This is a genomic window from Streptomyces albidicamelliae (assembly GCF_025642175.1).
GTDB lineage: Bacteria > Actinomycetota > Actinomycetes > Streptomycetales > Streptomycetaceae > Streptomyces > Streptomyces albidocamelliae.
The window spans coordinates 3,202,676-3,219,087 of the sequence record NZ_CP106795.1 but is presented as its reverse complement, the minus strand read 5'-3'; the positions used below and the strand labels follow the sequence as shown (position 1 = coordinate 3,219,087).

The 16,412-nt window shown below is 73.2% G+C and carries 12 protein-coding genes and 1 pseudogene; 8 read left to right on the top strand and 5 right to left on the bottom strand.

Translation table 11 applies throughout. The features are described from left to right. The first annotated feature begins 742 nt into the window (after positions 1–742). The 4 genes from N8I86_RS14805 (at position 743) to N8I86_RS14790 (ending at position 5,786) form a co-directional block, all read left to right on the top strand. A complete protein-coding gene (locus tag N8I86_RS14805) occupies positions 743–2,851 on the top strand; it encodes a GTPase (protein WP_263280104.1) in 2,109 nt (702 codons plus the stop codon). A 391-nt stretch (positions 2,852–3,242) separates the two neighbouring features. Further along, entirely contained in the window at positions 3,243–3,722 is a 480-nt protein-coding gene (locus N8I86_RS14800; protein ID WP_263277969.1) for a single-stranded DNA-binding protein, read from the top strand. A gap of 289 nt (positions 3,723–4,011) precedes the next feature. Then, positions 4,012–5,367, top strand: coding sequence for a Cys-Gln thioester bond-forming surface protein (locus N8I86_RS14795; protein ID WP_263277968.1), 1,356 nt, complete (start codon positions 4,012–4,014; stop codon positions 5,365–5,367). A 107-nt stretch (positions 5,368–5,474) separates the two neighbouring features. After that, complete coding sequence (locus N8I86_RS14790) at positions 5,475–5,786, top strand: DUF2871 domain-containing protein (protein WP_263277967.1); 312 nt, start codon at positions 5,475–5,477, stop codon at positions 5,784–5,786. 24 nt (positions 5,787–5,810) lie between these two features. Here N8I86_RS14790 and N8I86_RS14785 read toward each other — a convergent pair whose 3' ends face one another. After that, positions 5,811–7,070 carry a VWA domain-containing protein gene (locus tag N8I86_RS14785; protein WP_263277966.1) on the bottom strand — a complete coding sequence of 420 codons (1,260 nt, stop codon included), beginning with the start codon at positions 7,068–7,070 and terminating at the stop codon, positions 5,811–5,813. Between the two features lie 392 nt (positions 7,071–7,462). Here N8I86_RS14785 and N8I86_RS14780 point away from each other — a divergent pair, with 392 nt between their 5' ends. Then, positions 7,463–7,843 carry a hypothetical protein gene (locus tag N8I86_RS14780; protein WP_263277965.1) on the top strand — a complete coding sequence of 127 codons (381 nt, stop codon included), beginning with the start codon at positions 7,463–7,465 and terminating at the stop codon, positions 7,841–7,843. Between the two features lie 109 nt (positions 7,844–7,952). On the opposite strand, the gene N8I86_RS14775 is transcribed toward N8I86_RS14780, so the two are convergent. Together N8I86_RS14775 and N8I86_RS14770 are read right to left on the bottom strand one after the other, a co-directional pair. Further along, positions 7,953–9,197 (bottom strand): low temperature requirement protein A, encoded by a 1,245-nt coding sequence (locus tag N8I86_RS14775; protein ID WP_263277964.1) that lies wholly within the window; start codon positions 9,195–9,197, stop codon positions 7,953–7,955. Beyond that, positions 9,182–9,448: a hypothetical protein gene (locus N8I86_RS14770; RefSeq protein ID WP_263277963.1), complete on the bottom strand. Its 267-nt coding sequence runs from the start codon at positions 9,446–9,448 to the stop codon at positions 9,182–9,184. Before N8I86_RS14770 ends, N8I86_RS14775 begins: the two co-directional genes overlap by 16 nt. A 375-nt stretch (positions 9,449–9,823) precedes the next feature. Between N8I86_RS14770 and ettA the strand changes: the two genes are divergently transcribed. The 3 genes from ettA to N8I86_RS14755 are packed head-to-tail and all read left to right on the top strand — an operon-like array spanning position 9,824 to position 12,591. After that, positions 9,824–11,488: an energy-dependent translational throttle protein EttA gene (ettA, locus tag N8I86_RS14765; protein ID WP_073894048.1), complete on the top strand. Its 1,665-nt coding sequence runs from the start codon at positions 9,824–9,826 to the stop codon at positions 11,486–11,488. A gap of 6 nt (positions 11,489–11,494) precedes the next feature. Continuing rightward, the gene (locus tag N8I86_RS14760; protein ID WP_073894046.1) at positions 11,495–11,917 is read left to right on the top strand and encodes an acyl-CoA thioesterase; all 423 of its coding nucleotides are present in this window, start codon (positions 11,495–11,497) and stop codon (positions 11,915–11,917) included. Next, a complete protein-coding gene (locus tag N8I86_RS14755) occupies positions 11,914–12,591 on the top strand; it encodes a hypothetical protein (protein WP_073894045.1) in 678 nt (225 codons plus the stop codon). Before N8I86_RS14760 ends, N8I86_RS14755 begins: the two co-directional genes overlap by 4 nt. 49 nt (positions 12,592–12,640) lie before the next feature. Here the strand turns inward: N8I86_RS14755 and N8I86_RS14750 are convergent, their stop codons facing one another. After that, positions 12,641–13,591 (bottom strand): ABC transporter ATP-binding protein, encoded by a 951-nt coding sequence (locus N8I86_RS14750; protein ID WP_263277962.1) that lies wholly within the window; start codon positions 13,589–13,591, stop codon positions 12,641–12,643. Between the two features lie 94 nt (positions 13,592–13,685). Then, positions 13,686–16,411, bottom strand: a pseudogene (locus tag N8I86_RS14745) (FtsX-like permease family protein). Position 16,412 lies beyond the last annotated feature (1 nt).

Sequence of the window (16,412 nt, the reverse complement as noted above, 5' to 3'; positions counted from 1 at the left end):
CCGGGCGGCCCCGGCGGAGGACCGGTCACCGGACGGCCGTACCGGTGACCGCCCGGGCGGGGTGCCCCGCGCCGGGGCCGAGGCCTCGGCCGCCGCCGTCCGCGAGTGGGAGCGCGGGTGGCACGCGCGCGTGGAGGACGAAAACGGCCACGCGTGCGGTACGGGCGACAACGCGGCCTCGGTGGGCCCCGCGCGCGGGCACGTCCCCGAGACGGGCATCCGGCCCCGGCTGCTCCCCGCGCCGATGTCCCGCTCTGCCGAGGAGACGCCGAAGCTCCGCCCCACCGGCGAGGTGCCGAAGGCCTCCACCGGTGGCGGCTCGCTCTCGTTCCGGCCCCTGAGGGAGCTGTCCACGCCCCGGCCGTCCGACACCGCACAGACATCCCGGCCGTACGACACCGCGCCGGCTTCCCAGCCGTCCGACACCGCGCCGGCTTCCCGGCCCGCCGAGGGCGTACCGACCCCGGCCGCAGAGGACGTACCCGAGTCCCCGGCCGCCGGGGCGGCCGCGGTCGGCGGACCGCCCGCGGACGAGGCACCCGCCCTCCAGTTCGTGGGAGAGGCGCCGGTGCTCACGCCCCCCGACGAGGCGCTGCAGCCCGGCGCCGGCCCGCAGGCGCCGCAGTCCCCGCTCGAGGGGGAGGCGCCGGAGCCCCGGTCCGCCGAGGCGGCGGCGAGGCTCCGGTCCGGCGAAGAGCCGACGCCGTCCGGCGGCACCGACACCGGCCAGGGGGCGAACTCCCTGGCCGCCGGCGGAACACCGGGGTCCGGGCCTGCCGACGAGGAGGCCGAGCCGCGGTCCGCCGACGAGGTGCCGGACTCCCGGGGCACCGCCGAGGAGTCGCCGAACTCCCGGACCGGCGGCGAGGATGCGTCGAAGACGCCGCTCACCGAGCGGGCAGCGACATCCCGTCCCGCGGAGGACTCGCCGAAGCCGCGTCGCTCCCAGGACGCGCCCGAGTCGCGGTCCACGGACACGTCGAAGTCACGGTCCGCAGAGGAAGCGCCCCAGGCGCGCCCCGCCGCCAAGGAGCCCGCGAAGAAGCGGTCGGCCGACGACGCCCCCGGTAGCAGCGCCGCCACCACCACCGATGCCGACGTCGACCCGGATGCCGAGTCCGAGGAAGCCTGGGACGACGGGCTGATCGCCCGGCGGGTCACGGAGGCCAACGCCGCCGCGCTCGCCGCCGAACGCGCCTCCGCACTGGAGACCCCGAGCCGCGCCCCGGGCAGTAAGAGTCCCGCGCCGCTGGCGTACGACGGCCCCCTCCGGTCCCGTCTGGACGCCCTGCGTGAGCTCGTCGGCCTCTCCCGCACCCGCCTGGACAGCCGTACCCTCGCCGAGGCGGGCCGTGTCCTGGACGAGGCTGCCGCCCGCCGCAAGCTCTCCGGCAGGCACACCGTCGTAGCCATCGCGGGCGCGACCGGCAGCGGCAAGTCCCAGCTGTTCAACGCCCTGGCCGGAGTCGCCATCTCGGAGACCGGCGTACGGCGCCCGACCACGGCCGCGCCCATCGCGTGCAGCTGGAGCGACGGCGCGGCGGCCCTCATCGACCGGCTGGGCATCCCGGGCCGGCTGCGCCGCCGTCCGCTGCAGAGCCCCGAGGCCGAGGCGCAGCTGCGCGGGCTCGTCCTGGTCGACCTGCCCGACCACGACTCCGCCGCCGTGCAGCACCGCGAGCAGGTCGACCGGATCCTCAAGCTGGTCGACGCGGTGATCTGGGTGGTCGACCCCGAGAAGTACGCCGACGCGGTCCTGCACGAGCGCTACCTGCGGCCCATGGCCGGGCACGCGGAGGTCATGTTCGTCGTGCTCAACCAGGTCGACCGGCTGCCCGGGGAGGCCGCCGACCAGGTCCTGGACGACCTGCGGCGGCTGCTGGACGAGGACGGCGTCGCGCTCGGCGAGTACGGCGAACCGGGTGCCACCGTGCTCGCGCTGTCCGCCCTCACCGGTGACGGTGTCGGCGATCTGCGCGAGGCCCTCGGCGAGTTCGTGGCCGAACGCGGTGCGGCGGCCCGCCGGGTCGCGGCCGACGTGGACCTCGCGGCGGCCGAACTCCGGCCCGTCTACGCCACCGGACAGCGCGCCGGACTCAGCGAGGAGGCACGCGAGGAGTTCGCCGCGCGGCTCGCGGACGCGGTGGGCGCCACCGCGGCGGGCGAGGCCGCCGAGCGCGCCTGGCTGCGCAACGCCAACCGCGCGTGCGGCACGCCGTGGTTGCGGCTGTGGCGCTGGTACCAGGGCCGCGGTGAGCCCAACACGGGCCGCATCCCGGTCCGTTCCCAGGCGGACGAGGAGGCCACCGCCCGCCAGCGGGTGGAGCAGGCGGTCCGTACGGTCTCCGACCGGGCCTCGGCCGGGCTGCCCGTGCCGTGGGCGCAGGCGGTCCGCGAGGCGGCCGTACGCGGGTCGCAGGGGCTGTCGGAGGCGCTGGACGAGCTGGCGGCCAAGGCCGCGCTGCCGGGCCGGCCGCCGCGGCCGGGATGGTGGCCGGTCGCGGTACTGGTCCAGGCGTCGATGACGCTGCTGCAGGTCGTGGGCGGGCTGTGGCTGGTGGGGCAGATCGTCGGTGTCATGGCCCCCAACCTGGGCGTGCCGGTGCTGCTGATGGTCTGCGGGATCGTCGGCGGGCCGCTGGTGGAGTGGGCCTGCCGGATGGCGGCCCGGGCCCCCGCACGGCGTTACGGCCAGGATGCGGAACGGCGCCTGCGGGAGGCCTCCGCGAGCTGTGGCCGGGCCCGTGTCCTGGACCCGGTGGCGGCGGAACTGCTGCGCTACCGGGAGGTGCGGGAGCAGTACGGGCGCGTCGTCGGCACCGGTGCCGGGGCTGGCGTGGGCGTGGGGTGAGGCGGGCCTCCCGCGGGGAGGCGGTCCTTTTCGGTCGTGGGCGGCCCCGGGGTCTCGGGGCCGCCCACGGTCGTGTTCACCGGGGAGGTGAAGGGGGCCCCGGGGGCGGTGCCACTGGGGTCCCAGGGGCGGTGCCACCCCTGCGGGTGGCGGGGTTTTCCACAGGTGAGGTGCTCGTCCACAGCGCTCAGCGGGCCCGGCCGGGCGGAGGCAGTCTGAGGTCGCGGCGATCGCACGGCGGTCGTACGCACAGGCATGGCAGACGCAGCCGTACGGGAAAGGCCCGTGCGCGTGTCGGCCCGCCCGGTCCGGATCGGGTGGGTGACCTGCCCGGCGGGACCGGGTGGGTGACCTGCCCGGGCTGGCCGGGCGGGGGAGGGGAGCGAGGACGATGAACGAGACCATCGTGTGCGTGGTGGGCAACGTGGCGACGCCACCGGTGTACCGGGAGCTGCCGTCGGGCCCGTCGGCCCGGTTCCGGCTGGCGGCGACCGCCCGTTACTGGGACCGGGAGAAGGGCGTCTGGACGGACGGGCACACCAATTTCTTCACGGTGTGGGCCAACCGGCAGCTCGCGGTCAACGTGGCCGCGTCGGTGGAGGTGGGGCAGCCCCTGCTGATCCAGGGGCGGCTGAAGGTGCGCACCGAAGTGCGTGACGGACAGCAGCAGTGGGCGTCCGCCGACATCGACGCCATGGCGATCGGGCACGACCTGTCACGGGGTACCGCGGTCTTCCACCGCGCGGCCAGGTCGGAGCCGGCGGCGACGGCGGCGCGACCGGAGCCGAACTGGGAGACACCACCGCCCGCGGCCGCCCAGGACGGTACGGCGGTACCACCGGCCGAGCAGGAACCCGCAGCGGTGACATGACGTCAGGGCCGTTCCGGAGCAACGGCGTTCATGAACGCGCCACGGGTGGATTTGTCGATAAGCGCAGCTCATGAACCGTATCCGCGATAACGATTGCGGATCGGATCGGCCATCGGATGATCCGACCGGCAGGTGAGGCTCCGTCCGATCCATAGGATGCCGGGCGTGCCCCTAGGGGCTGCCGATTCTGCTGGTGGGACCGTCCCCCACGTTCAACGGGTCCTGCTCGAAGGGGAATTCTGTGCTTGCTGCGCTCGTTGGGTTCTGCCGGTCCACCGGAACGGTCCGCGTGGCCGCCGCCACCGCGGTGTCCGGTCTCGTGGCCGCCGGTGTGCTGTCCGGCGCCGGTACGGCCGTGGCCGACGTCAGCCCGCAGACGCAGGGCGGGGCGGCGGCCACCATCAACGGCCTCAAGGTGTACGGCGAGGCCGTGATACACACGGACGGCGGCGACGAGCGCGTCGACGCGGGCCTGTTCGAGATGTCCGTGGACGGCGGCGGCACCCTCCAGACGTACTGCGTCGACCTGCACAACCCCACCCAGCGGGACGCCCGGTACCAGGAGACGCCCTGGAGCGGCACCTCGCTGGGCGCCAATAAGGACGCCGGAAAGATCCACTGGATCCTGCAGCACTCCTACCCGCAGGTGAACGATCTCGCCTCGCTCGCCCGGCAGGCGGGGGTCGGCGCCCTCAGCGAGCAGGACGCCGCGGCCGGCACCCAGGTGGCCATCTGGCGCTACTCGGACGGCGCCGCGGTCGACGCCGTCGACCCGCAGGCCGAGAAGCTCGCCGACTACCTGGAGAAGAGCGCCCGCAACAGCGGTGAGCCGCAGGCCTCGCTCACCCTGGACCCGCCCGCGATCTCCGGCCGGCCGGGCGACGTGCTGGGTCCGGTGACCGTGCACACCAACGCCGGTACGGCCACGGTCGTCCCGCCGGCGGACGCGGACACCAGCGGGGTGCGGATCATCGACACGACCGGCAAGGTCGTCACCTCGGTGCGGGACGGCAGCCGGGTCTACTTCGACATCCCCGAGGGCGCGGCGGACGGCACGGCCGACTTGACCCTTCAGGCGTCGACGACCGTGCCGGTCGGCCGGGCCTTCGCCTCCGAGAGCCGCAGCCAGACCCAGATCCTCGCCGGCTCCAGCGAGTCCACGGTCTCCGCGACCGCGACGGCCACCTGGGCGGCCAAGGGCGCCGTACCGGCGGTGTCGGCGCGGAAGAACTGCGCCGCCGGCGGGGTCGACATCATCGCGGCCAACAAGGGCGACCAGCCGTTCACCTTCGAGCTGATGGGCGCCGAGCACACGATTCCCGCCGGTGCCTCCCGCACGGTGACCGTCCCGCTCCAGGAGGACCAGGCCTACGACTTCACGGTCACCGGCCCGAACGGCTTCAGCCACCGCTTCACCGGCCTCCTGGACTGCAAGACGCAGGGCACCGTCACGACCCAGACCGCCGAGGTCCGCAGCCTGCCCAGCCCCGCCACGGTGGGCGGTGCCGCACCGGACACCACCGACCTGGCCGCCACCGGCGGCTCGGCGATCACCCCGCTGATCGCGGGCGTGGCCATAGGCCTGGTCGTCATCGGCGGTGCGGTCCTGGTGCTGCTGCGCAACCGCGAGCAGCCGCTTGACTGACCGGCCCGGACCGGTCAACGGCCGTTTGCGTGAACTCGGTTGTTGACCGGGGGGCTCGTGCGCAAGGTGGGGACCTCACCGACCAGCGCTCCGGGGGGCGACCAGCGATGAGAAAGATCCTCGACACGGCCCACATCTACATGATCGTCGGGCTGATCGGCGGCCTGCACTACCGCGACATCACCAAGGCGGAGGACTTCACCGGCGACACCCAGCTCGCCGTCGTGCACACCCATGTCCTCGCTCTCGGGCTGATGTTCTTCCTCATCGTCCTGGCGCTGGAGAAGCTGTTCGCGCTGACGGCGCTCCCGTTGGTCCGCTGGTTCTTCTGGACGTACAAGCGCATCCCCGCCACCAGGACGGCGGACGCCACGACCGCCGCACCCGCCCCGGTGGCCGCGTCCACCGACGAGCGGTGACGCACACCGCGGTTTCGCCGCGCGCTACCGGATGACTCCGGCCGTGCGCGCGGTGGCGAGCCACTCGGGGAATTCCTTCATGAGGCAGTCGTACAGGTCGTCGTCGGAGCGCGTGAGGGGGTGCTGGCCGGCACCGAAGTAGCCGGCGTTGTCGACGACCCGGCCGTCGAGGGTGTCAAGGCTGCGCAGGAACCGCATGTTCCGGCCGGGCCCGAACCCGACGAACTGCCAGAAGATCGGCAAGGAGCTGGAGGCGCGCAGCAGTTCTCGGGTGGCTCTGCGGTCGGACGGCTCACCGTCGGTCTGGAAGATGACGAAGGCGGGGTCCGTGGCGCCGCTGGACCGGTAGTGGTCGATGACGGCCTGCATGGCCGGCGCGTAACTGGTACCGCCCCAGTCCAGGCCTTTGTGCAGGTGGTCGATCAGCCCCTGGTAGGTGTCGAGGCCGATCTCGGTGACGAGGTCGACGCGGTGGGAGAAGAACACCAGGGGCACCCTGCCGTCGTCGTCGAGGTTCGCCGACAGTCCCAGGGCCTGTTCCGCGAGGTGCTGCATGGTGCCGTCGCGGTAGAAGCCGTGCATGCTCGCGGAGTGGTCGAGGACCAGGTAGACGGCCGCGCGCCGGCCCATGACACCGGCCTTGCCCAGGGAGACCTGAGCGGCCTTGTAGAGGTTGACGAGCCCCGGTGCCGACTGCTGGACCTTGCTCAGACTGATGGCAGGCGCGGGAGCCTCCCCGCCGCCCCCGCCCCCGCCGCCCTGCCGAGGCACGGCAGGAGGCGCGGGGGCCTCCTCGTCGACCACCACACCGAAGTCCGTGGCCAGTCCCGCGAGGCCGGTGTCCCAGCCCTGGCCGACGGCCCGGAGCTTCCACGCGCCCGCGCGGCGGTAGATCTCCACCAGCACCGCCGCGGTCTCGCCATGGAGCAGCGGCGGCGGGACGAAGGCCAGTTGTACGTCACCGCACCGGATGTCGGCCCTCGGGGTGCTGCCGGCGTCGAACCGCGCGTCGGGCACGGAGGGGTCGGTGCTGGCGACGATCACGACGCGGTCCACGGAGGCCGGTATCGCGGTCAGGTCCGCGATCATGGTCGCGCCCGTCAGCCGGACACCGTCCTGCGCGGGATGGTTGTAGAACACGAGGTCGTCGTCACCGCGCACCTTGCCGTCCTGTGCGAGTAGTACGGCGCAGACGTCGATGCCCACGCGGGCCGCGGTGAGCGTGACGTGGCAGGGTGCCGCCGGCAGCGGGGCGTTGCCACCCTTTGAGAGCGTCGTGGTCATGGCGAGCCTCCTGGTCCCGTGACGTGAGCCGGCTCCCGAAGAGGGCGGGCGCCGGTCCGGCCGAGCAGCGCGAACAGGGGCGTCGGCGTCGACACGCGGTCCCGTACGACCCCCCACCGCACAGAGTCAGCAGGCTAGCCGGGGCAGCCGCCGTATTCGGGCGCTTTCACCGAGATCACCGAATAGCCGGCGGCCCCGACTCCGGTCGCCGTTCGCACGCGGGCCGAGCCGCGGGCCGACGCGACTCCCCGGACGCCGCTCCCCGAACTGGGTGCTGTGCTCGGCCGGGACTGGTCTCAGAACGCCTTCAGGTAGACCCTGGCCTGATCGCCCTTCAGCGGTCGGACGTAGATGTCGATCCACTGCGCGAAGCCGAACGTGTCTGGGGAGTCATGTTCCCCGAGGACTATGAGGAGTTCGTGGCCACGTACGGCGATGGTGAGGCCGACGCGTTCCTCACCTTCCTCGTTCCCGAGCAGGCCGAGGGAGCCGACCCCTCGGGCGCTATGGCGGAGGAGACGGCCGAGGCACGGCGGATGTGGCTGAGGGCACCCCCGGCCGGATACGGCTCGCAGGCCACACCTTCGGTCATCGCCTGGGGAGTGAACGCGCGCGCCGACCTGCTCCGCTGGGCGAACAGCGGCGGTCCGCGTCGTACCTCAGTGGACGATGGACCGAGGCGCAGCGCCGGTTGGCCGACGGTGCCACATCCCAGTGATCGACCTCATAAAGATGAGGCCACAGCTTCCAAGCTGGCGACTACCCCGGCGTAGGCTGCCCGACTTACCGACCTCCTGCCGTCGCTGGACGGAGGCCAGGCTGGCGGCACCCGGGGTATGCCCCGAGGGTAGGACGAGGGGGAACGTCGAAGGCGCTCAAGGGTCAGGAGCTGTCGACCGGCCCGATCACCGGGTGACGCCAGAGCTCCCAACTCGTCTGGAGGAGGCAGATGAGTGTAAGCCCGGCGAGGGCAGCCAACGCCGGCGCCACTCCAGCGACCGGGATCACCGCGGCAGCCCCAAGTGCGGCAAGGAGGCGATCGACGGCCAGCTGGTGGTGATCGCGCCACCGGTAGGCGACGTCGCCGGCGAAGAACAGCGCGACGCCACCGGCCAGGGCCACGGCGGGCAACAGCGGGAGCGGTTCGTCTGCACCCGCGACGGCCTCGTGCACCCCGAGTGCGAAGAAGACCACCCCGGCCACCAGCGGCAGGTGCAGGTAGCTGTAGGAATCGCGCGCCAGCCGGGCCCGCTCCCCATTCCGGGTACCGCGCAGCCGCCGCTCGGCCCCGCCGCGGAGATAACCGAAGTAGGACCACCACAGGCCGGCCGCGATCAGCACCGCGAGCAGGACGGCGGTCACCACGCTCAGCCGTCCCAGAGAGTGTTCGGCGCCGGCGCCCACCTGGACGATCGCCTCACCCAGCGCGATGATGATGATCTGCCCATGCCGTTCCACGAAGTAACCGGGCGCCACACCCCAGCCGGCCGTACCGATCACAACCGGTCCCGAGAAGCCGATCACCACGGCCGCGATCCACAGGAGCTCCCGCCCCTGTGTGTCGACGAACGCGGCGGCCACCAGCAGGGCCGGCCCGCCGAGTAGGGAAGGGACCAGCCGCAGCGCGGGCGCACCCACGTCGGCCTCGCCCCGCACGTCGAGAGCCAGCAGCGCGACGTGGATCAGTCGGACCGCCAGGAACGCGAGTCCGAACACCAGCGCCCGCCCGCCGAATGCCTGGGGCAATGCGACCGCGGCAACCAGCATCGCCGCCATCGCCAGGAAGATCAGCAGCCGGTGCGCGGGCCCGGCGTGGTCGGAGGTGTTGGTCAGCCAGGCGTAGCAGACCCACGCCCACCACACCACGGCGAGCGCCAGGAGCCCGCGCCCGAAGCCCGCCCAGGAGATGTCCGCCAACATCAGGATCGTCACCTGGGACATCGCGTAGACGAAGACCAGGTCGAAGAACAGCTCCAGCGTCCCGACCGACCGGTCCGCCGTGTCTTCGGCTGCGTACTCACCAGCACCGCCACCAGCATCTCCGCGCGAATCTTGCTCCACAGCCACCTCGCCGCCCTCGATGTCGCGTACATCAACCCACATCGTGCGCGTCAGAGCGACGACCACGTTCCATAGCGGGAACCCGATTCGTCCTCGGTCACTTCCACCGGCGGCGGCAGCAGCTCGGTGGGGTCGCGGATCTCGTCCGGCCAGTACATGAGGTGCAGTACGAGGGCGTCGTCGTGGACGCGGCGCAGGCCCAGCGGTAGAAGACGGCGCCGATACGGATCGGGTCGATGGACTCCAGCGGCCGGCCGCCCGTGTTCCCCATCACCGAGGTCGTCTGCCGCCGGCAGCTTTACCCTCTCCAGGGACATAGAGGGTGGCTACCGGTACCAGTCGCCATCGCCTGCGAGGGAACGACGGCCATTCCACTCGCGATGGAGCTGCCCGCGTCCGGCCTCCGTCACGGTCGTCGTCTGCCGGCACGACGCACACAACATCAGGTGAGGTCCCGGGTCGACGAGTGGCAGGCGGATGACGTGTGACCGTTCCTGGGTCGTCTCTGGGCCGTGCGAGGGTGGCCGAGGCCGACCTACGGCGACCGACACTGGCAGGCGAGCCACCGACGCCGTCGGCGAAACCCCAGGTCAGAGCCGCCCAGACAGACGCGTTTCCGCACAGGGGTGGCCGTACGGCAAGATGGGGTGTATCTGCCCACTGCCAGATTTCAAGCTGCCGGACGGTTTCTCTTGGCTGAGTACATCTACACCATGCGCAAGGCGCGCAAAGCGCACGGCGACAAGGTGATCCTCGACGACGTCACCCTGAGCTTCCTGCCGGGAGCGAAGATCGGCGTCGTCGGGCCGAACGGCGCGGGTAAGTCGACCGTCCTGCAGATCATGGCGGGACTGCAGCAGCCGTCCAACGGTGACGCCTTCCTGTCGCCGGGCTACAGCGTGGGCATCCTGCTGCAGGAGCCCCCGCTGAACGAGTCGAAGACCGTCCTGGAGAACGTCCAGGAGGGTGTCGCCGAGGTCAAGGGCAAGCTCGACCGGTTCAACGAGATCGCCGAGCTGATGGCGACCGACTACTCCGACGCGCTGCTCGACGAGATGGGCAAGCTGCAGGAGGAGCTGGACCACGCCAACGCCTGGGACCTCGACGCCCAGCTGGAGCAGGCGATGGACGCCCTCGGCTGCCCGCCCGGCGACTGGCCCGTCACCAACCTCTCCGGTGGTGAGAAGCGCCGCGTCGCGCTGTGCAAGCTGCTGCTCGAGGCGCCCGATTTGCTGCTCCTCGACGAGCCCACCAACCATCTCGACGCCGAGTCGGTGAACTGGCTGGAGCAGCACCTGGCCAAGTACGCGGGCACCGTCGTGGCGATCACCCACGACCGGTACTTCCTGGACAACGTGGCCCAGTGGATCCTCGAGCTCGACCGCGGTCGCGCCTACCCGTACGAGGGCAACTACTCCACGTACCTGGAGACCAAGGCCACCCGTCTCAAGGTCGAGGGCCAGAAGGACGCCAAGCGGCAGAAGCGGCTCAAGGAAGAGCTGGAGTGGGTGCGGTCGAACGCCAAGGGGCGCCAGGCCAAGTCCAAGGCCCGTCTCGCCCGCTACGAGGAGATGGCGGCCGAGGCCGACAAGATGCGGAAGCTGGACTTCGAGGAGATCCAGATCCCGCCGGGCCCGCGTCTGGGCAACGTGGTCGTCGAGGTCGACAAGCTGAACAAGGCCTTCGGTGAGAAGGTCCTCGTCGACAGCCTGAGCTTCACGCTGCCGCGCAACGGCATCGTGGGCGTGATCGGCCCGAACGGCGCCGGCAAGACCACCCTGTTCAAGATGATCCAGGGCCTGGAGACGCCGGACTCCGGTGACATCAAGGTCGGCGAGACCGTCAAGATCTCCTACGTCGACCAGAGCCGCGAGAACCTCGACCCGAAGAAGACGCTGTGGGAGGTCGTGTCCGACGGGCTCGACTACATCAACGTCGGCCAGGTCGAGATGCCGAGCCGGGCGTACGTGTCCGCCTTCGGCTTCAAGGGCCCGGACCAGCAGAAGCCGACCGGCGTCCTGTCCGGTGGTGAGCGCAACCGCCTCAACCTGGCGCTGACCCTCAAGCAGGGCGGCAACCTGCTGCTCCTCGACGAGCCCACCAACGACCTCGACGTCGAGACGCTCTCCAGCCTGGAGAACGCCCTGCTGGACTTCCCCGGCTGCGCCGTCGTCGTCTCCCACGACCGGTGGTTCCTGGACCGGGTCGCCACCCACATCCTCGCCTACGAGGGTGAGTCGCGGTGGTTCTGGTTCGAGGGCAACTTCGAGTCGTACGAGAAGAACAAGATCGAGCGACTCGGTGCCGACGCCGCGCGTCCGCACCGCGCCACCTACAAGAAGCTGACCCGGGGCTGATCGATCTTGCGGCACGTCTATCGCTGTCCACTGCGCTGGTCTGACATGGACGCCTACGGCCATGTCAACAACGCGGTCTTCATCCGCTACCTGGAGGAAGCCCGGATCAACTTCCTGTTCCGCCCGGACAAGGAGTTCAAGCAGGGGTCCGTGGTGGCGCGCCATGAGATCGACTACAAGCTGCAGCTCGTCCACCGGCACGAACCCGTGGACATCGAGCTGTGGATCACCGAGATCAGGGCCGCGTCCTTCACCATCGCCTACGAGGTGAAGGACGACGACCAGGTCTACGTGCGGGCCTCGACGGTCGTCGTACCGTTCGACTTCGAGACCCAGCGGCCGCGCCGGATCACCGCCGAGGAGCGCGCGTTCCTCCAGGAGTACACGGACGGGGCCGGCAAGCCCGGGGAGAAGGCCGTCGCCGCATGACGGTGCTGCACCTCGCCGACGAGACGGAGGCGGCGGACCTCGCCGCCTTCCTCACCCGGCTGCTGCGCTACGACCGCGGTGCCGCGGTGCGCCTCCAGGCGGCCGGTACGGCACTCGCCGTCTTCGGGCGGCCGCCGTCGTTCGAGGTGCTGACGGTCCGTGCGGTCCGGCTGGCGAAGCCGTACGAGGACGGGCTCGACGTCACCCTCGACGTGACCGTCTCCGCCGGTGAGTTCCTGGAGTCCGTCGACGAGCGTGCGGCCACCGCCGGCGTTCCGGGCGCGGTCACCGGTCCGCCGTGGGCCGGTGTGCTGCCGCCCCGCGGCGGCTGGCAGCCCGAGCCCGGGCTGCCGGCCCCGGACGGGCTGCGGGCGACCGTCGCCGCGGCGGTCGCCGAGTTCCGGTCGCGCACGGAGGAACTGGCGCCCGAAGGGCGTACCCGCGCCGAACTGGACCGGATCGGCCGGGACATCTGGTCCCGCGAGGTCGGGGGCACCCGGCTGCCGGTGCGGGCCGTGCACGCCGCGCAGTCCCTGGGTTTCCTGCGGCCCGGCACCGGAGCGGAGGACACCGGGCTGTTCTCCTCGGGGGCGTGGCTCAGGCTGCGCACGCCGTACGGGTCCGTCGCCGTCCGCCGCGCGGGCCTCGGCTCGCTGGGCGTCAGCGTGCGCTGAGCGGGCGCGTCCCCCGGTTTCCTGACCGTTTCACCCGCCCGTTCGCGGCTCATCGGGTGTCGTCCGGCCATACCCCGATGTGGTCGGCCTCCAGTTCCAGGGCCACGCGCTCGCGCATGTCCAGGGCGTCGAGGTAGTCGGCGGGCAGTTGCAGCCGGCCCGCCCGGTCGAGCATGGCGTACTCGCGGGCGACGACCGTCTCGTGGCCGGTCGTGGCGTCGATCTCGCTGCGGCGCAGCACCTCGGTGGAGGTGCGGCCGTCGCGGATGGCGACCGTGCGGCGGACCTCGCCCGCCGCCGCCTGGTCGTGGGTGACGATGACGATCGTCGTGCCGAGGGTCTCGTTGGCCGTACGGAACGCCTCGAAGATCTGCGCGGCCGTCTGGGAGTCGAGTTCGCCGGTGGGTTCGTCCGCGAGCAGGACCGAGGGGCCGCCCGCCAGGGCCACGGCGATGGCCACGCGCTGCTGCTGACCGCCGGACAGCTCGCGCGGGTGCCGGTCGCGGCAGTCGGCCACGTGCAGCAACTCCAGCAGTTCCAGAGCGCGTTCGGCGCGGGCGCGTCGGCCCTTGCGGGTGCCGGCGAGCTGGAGGGGGAGGGCGACGTTCTGGGCCGCGGTGAGGTAGGGGAGCAGATTGCGGGAGGTCTGCTGCCAGACGAAGCCGACGACCTCGCGGCGGTAGGCGAGGCGGTCGCGGGCGGTCATGGTGAGCAGGTCGCGGCCGGCGACCCGGGCGGCTCCGGCGGTCGGGGTGTCGAGGCCCGCGAGGATGTTCATCAGCGTGGACTTGCCGCTGCCGGACGCGCCGACCAGGGCCATCAACTCGCCCTCGCGGACGAGGAGATCGAGCCCCTGGAGGGCCTGGACCTCGACGCCGTCCGCGGTGAAGACGCGGACCAGGCGGTCGCAGGTGATCAGCGCGTCGTGGCCGTAGACCGGGCGGTCCCTGGCCTCGGTGACGCGGTTCGCCAGCTCGGAGAGGCTCGGGTTCGCTGTCATGGGGTCTCCTGCCTTCCGTGGGTGCGTGCCGCGGCCCGGCGGGTCGCCCGCCGCCGTGCCCGGCTGTGCCGGCGCGGTCCGGGCCCGCCCGTGTTCATCCCGTCTCCCCGGCCCGCAGCTCGCGTACCGAGCCCTGTCGGCCCGTCCACCACGCCTGGAGGGCCGCCACGGCCACCGACGCGACCAGGACCAGCAGGGCCGGGACCGTCAGGGACCAGGCGTCGGCGTGCAACTCGGCCTCGGTGAGCGGTGTTCCGGCCGAGGGCAGGGCGATGGTCGTGAGGTCGATGCCGGGGGAGAGGAGACGGATGGCGGACCAGCCGGTCAGGACGCCGCCGAGCGCGGCGAGCAGGGCCTGCGGCAGGGACTCCAGCACGAGCAGACGGCGGCCCTGGGCGCGGGTGAGGCCCATCGTGCGCAGCCGGGCGAGGAGCGCGGCCCGTTCGGGTGCCGCGCTCAGCAGGCCCAGGAGCAGCGCGAGGACCGCGAAGCCGGCCCCGGCCGCCACCGCCGCCGTGTAGACGTGGACGGCACCGGTCTGCAGGGGCGAGTCGGCGTAGCGGGCGCGTTCCTCGGCGCGGACGTGGATGCCGGCCGAGCCGCCGACGGCGTGCCGCAGCGCGGCCGGGTCCAGGTGTGCGCCGGTCACCAGCAGGGCCGTGGGACGGTTCGCCGGGTCGGCGAGCCCGGCGCGGTCCACGACGAGGAAGTCACCGCCGGAGACGGCCGGGGTGCGGTCGCGGACCAGCACGATGCGCACGGTGACCGCGCTGCCGTCCGTCAGCCGGACCGGGAAGGGGCGCCGGGTGCCGTACGCCGACGCGACCGACGGGGAGGCCACCGCGGGCAGTGTGCCCGTGCGGCCCGCGAGCCGGCTCCCGGGTACGGCGCCGAGTCCGGTGCGGGCGGTCAACTCCCCGTAGGAGCGCGGGTCGGCGCCCACCAGCGGTACCGGGTCCTGGCCGTCCTCCGGCTTGGCCTGGTAGTCGATGCTGACCGGGGCCACCGCCCGCACCCCGGGCAGGGCCCGCACCCGGCCGGGCACGGCGGCCGGGAGCGGGCCGTCGGCATCCGCGCGAGCGTCGGCGCCGACCGTGAGGAGCGCCGCGCGGTCGCGGGCGTCGGCCACGCCCGCCAGCACCGAGCCGCCGAAGGCCGCCGTGGTGAGCGCGGTCAGCAGGGCCAGCAGCGGCAGGACCGCGGAGGCCGAGGTGCGGCCCGCGCGGGCCAGCGAGAGGTGGCCCACCGCGCCGCGCAGCCGTCTTGCCGGACCGGTGAGCCGGCGCAGCAGCAGGGGGTACAGGCGGAGCAGCACCAGGGCCGCGACGACCCCGATCAGCACCGGCGCCGCGGCCACCAGCTGGTCGTCCGAGGTGCCGCGGCGGCGCAGGGCGGCCACGGCGCCGACCGCCGCTACCAGCAGGGTCAGTTCGGCCACGGTACGGCGCCGGGAGGGCCGTACGCCCGCCACGTCCTCGCGCGGGGCGGTGGCCCGTACCGTGCGGTGGGCGAGGGCGGCGCGCAGCAGGGCAGGGCGGCGCAGCCGGTGAGCGTGACGGCCGCGGCGGTGACGACGGCGGGCCACAGGCGGCCCTCGGGTACCGCCGGCAGGGCCGCCGCCAGGCCGAGCGCGCCCGCCGGTACGGCGACCACGGCGGTCTCGGCCAGCAGCCGCCCGGTGAGTCCGGGCAGGGAGGCGCCGCGGGCGCGGAGCAGGGCGAGTTCGGCGCGGCGGCGGTCGGCGGCCAGGCCGCCCGTCATCAGCAGGACCACGGCGACGACCGTGCCGGTCCCCGCCGCGGCGACGGACACCAGCGGGGAGATGCCGGAGCGCAGCCGGGCGAACAGGGTGAGGGTGTCGTCCAGTTCGGTGGCGACGTCGGTACCGGAGTCGGTGACGGCGCGGGCGCGGCGCAGCCCGGGGCCCGACTCCAGGGCGGCCACGGCCGACTTCAGCCGGTCCAGGTCGTGGGCGCGCAGACCGCGCAGGTCGGGCGCGAGGTACCAGTAGCGGACCGGGTCGGTGCCGGTGCCGAGCAGCGCGGGGGCCGCGCCCGCGGGGAGCAGCAGCGCGCCGCGCCAGTACTTCGCCGGGTCCGGGCCGGGGGTCGGCAGGGTCACCAGCTCGGGCGAGCGCTGCAGCGGCATGGTGGACCAGTAGGCGCCGCCGGGTTCGCGCGGGACGACGACGCCGGTGACGCGGACCGCGAGCGGCCGCCGGCCGGGTGCCGGTACGTGGACGACCGAACCGACCTCGATGTTCATGCTCTTCGCGGTGGCGGCGGTCACCGCGGCCTCCACCTCGGGGGTGGCGGAGCCCACGGGGCGGGCGGCGCGCGGCAGCCGGCCGGCGCGGAGCCGGGAGTGGCCGGCCAGGCCGTTCGGCGCGACCAGCCAGACCCGGGCGGGCAGTCCGGAGGGGCGCGGCAGGAACGGGTCGGGGACCTCCGGGCTGACGGTGGCGGCGACCCCGTACGCGGACTGGGCGCGGTCGACGGTCAGCGGGCCGGCGGCCGCGCCGAGCACCTTCGCGTACTGCCGTTCCAGGGCGGCGGGGTGCATCGCCTCGGCCCGCCGGCCGGCCGGCAGTCCGAGGTCCGGCTGGGGCGCGGTGACCCGCACCGTGGTGTGGTCCGGACGGGCCTGCCGCAGCGCGGTCCGCAGGCCCGCGTCCTCGTACCGGTCGACGGCGCGCGGGTAGGCGCCGGCCAGGCACGCGGTCAGGGCGACCAGCAGCGCGAGTGCGGCGGCGGCGCCGGGCGCGGCCCGCAGCCGGGTCCGTACCCACGGGGCGACCGGGTGGGGCGCCGGTCGGCGCATC

Coding starts and splice junctions, on each gene's coding strand:
- N8I86_RS14800 (WP_263277969.1), top strand. CDS start 3,243: ATGAACGAGACCATCGTGTGCGTGGTGGGCAACGTGGCGACGCCACCG.
- N8I86_RS14790 (WP_263277967.1), top strand. CDS start 5,475: ATGAGAAAGATCCTCGACACGGCCCACATCTACATGATCGTCGGGCTG.
- N8I86_RS14785 (WP_263277966.1), bottom strand. CDS start 7,070: ATGACCACGACGCTCTCAAAGGGTGGCAACGCCCCGCTGCCGGCGGCA.
- N8I86_RS14780 (WP_263277965.1), top strand. CDS start 7,463: ATGTTCCCCGAGGACTATGAGGAGTTCGTGGCCACGTACGGCGATGGT.
- N8I86_RS14770 (WP_263277963.1), bottom strand. CDS start 9,448: ATGTCCCTGGAGAGGGTAAAGCTGCCGGCGGCAGACGACCTCGGTGAT.
- N8I86_RS14755 (WP_073894045.1), top strand. CDS start 11,914: ATGACGGTGCTGCACCTCGCCGACGAGACGGAGGCGGCGGACCTCGCC.
- N8I86_RS14750 (WP_263277962.1), bottom strand. CDS start 13,591: ATGACAGCGAACCCGAGCCTCTCCGAGCTGGCGAACCGCGTCACCGAG.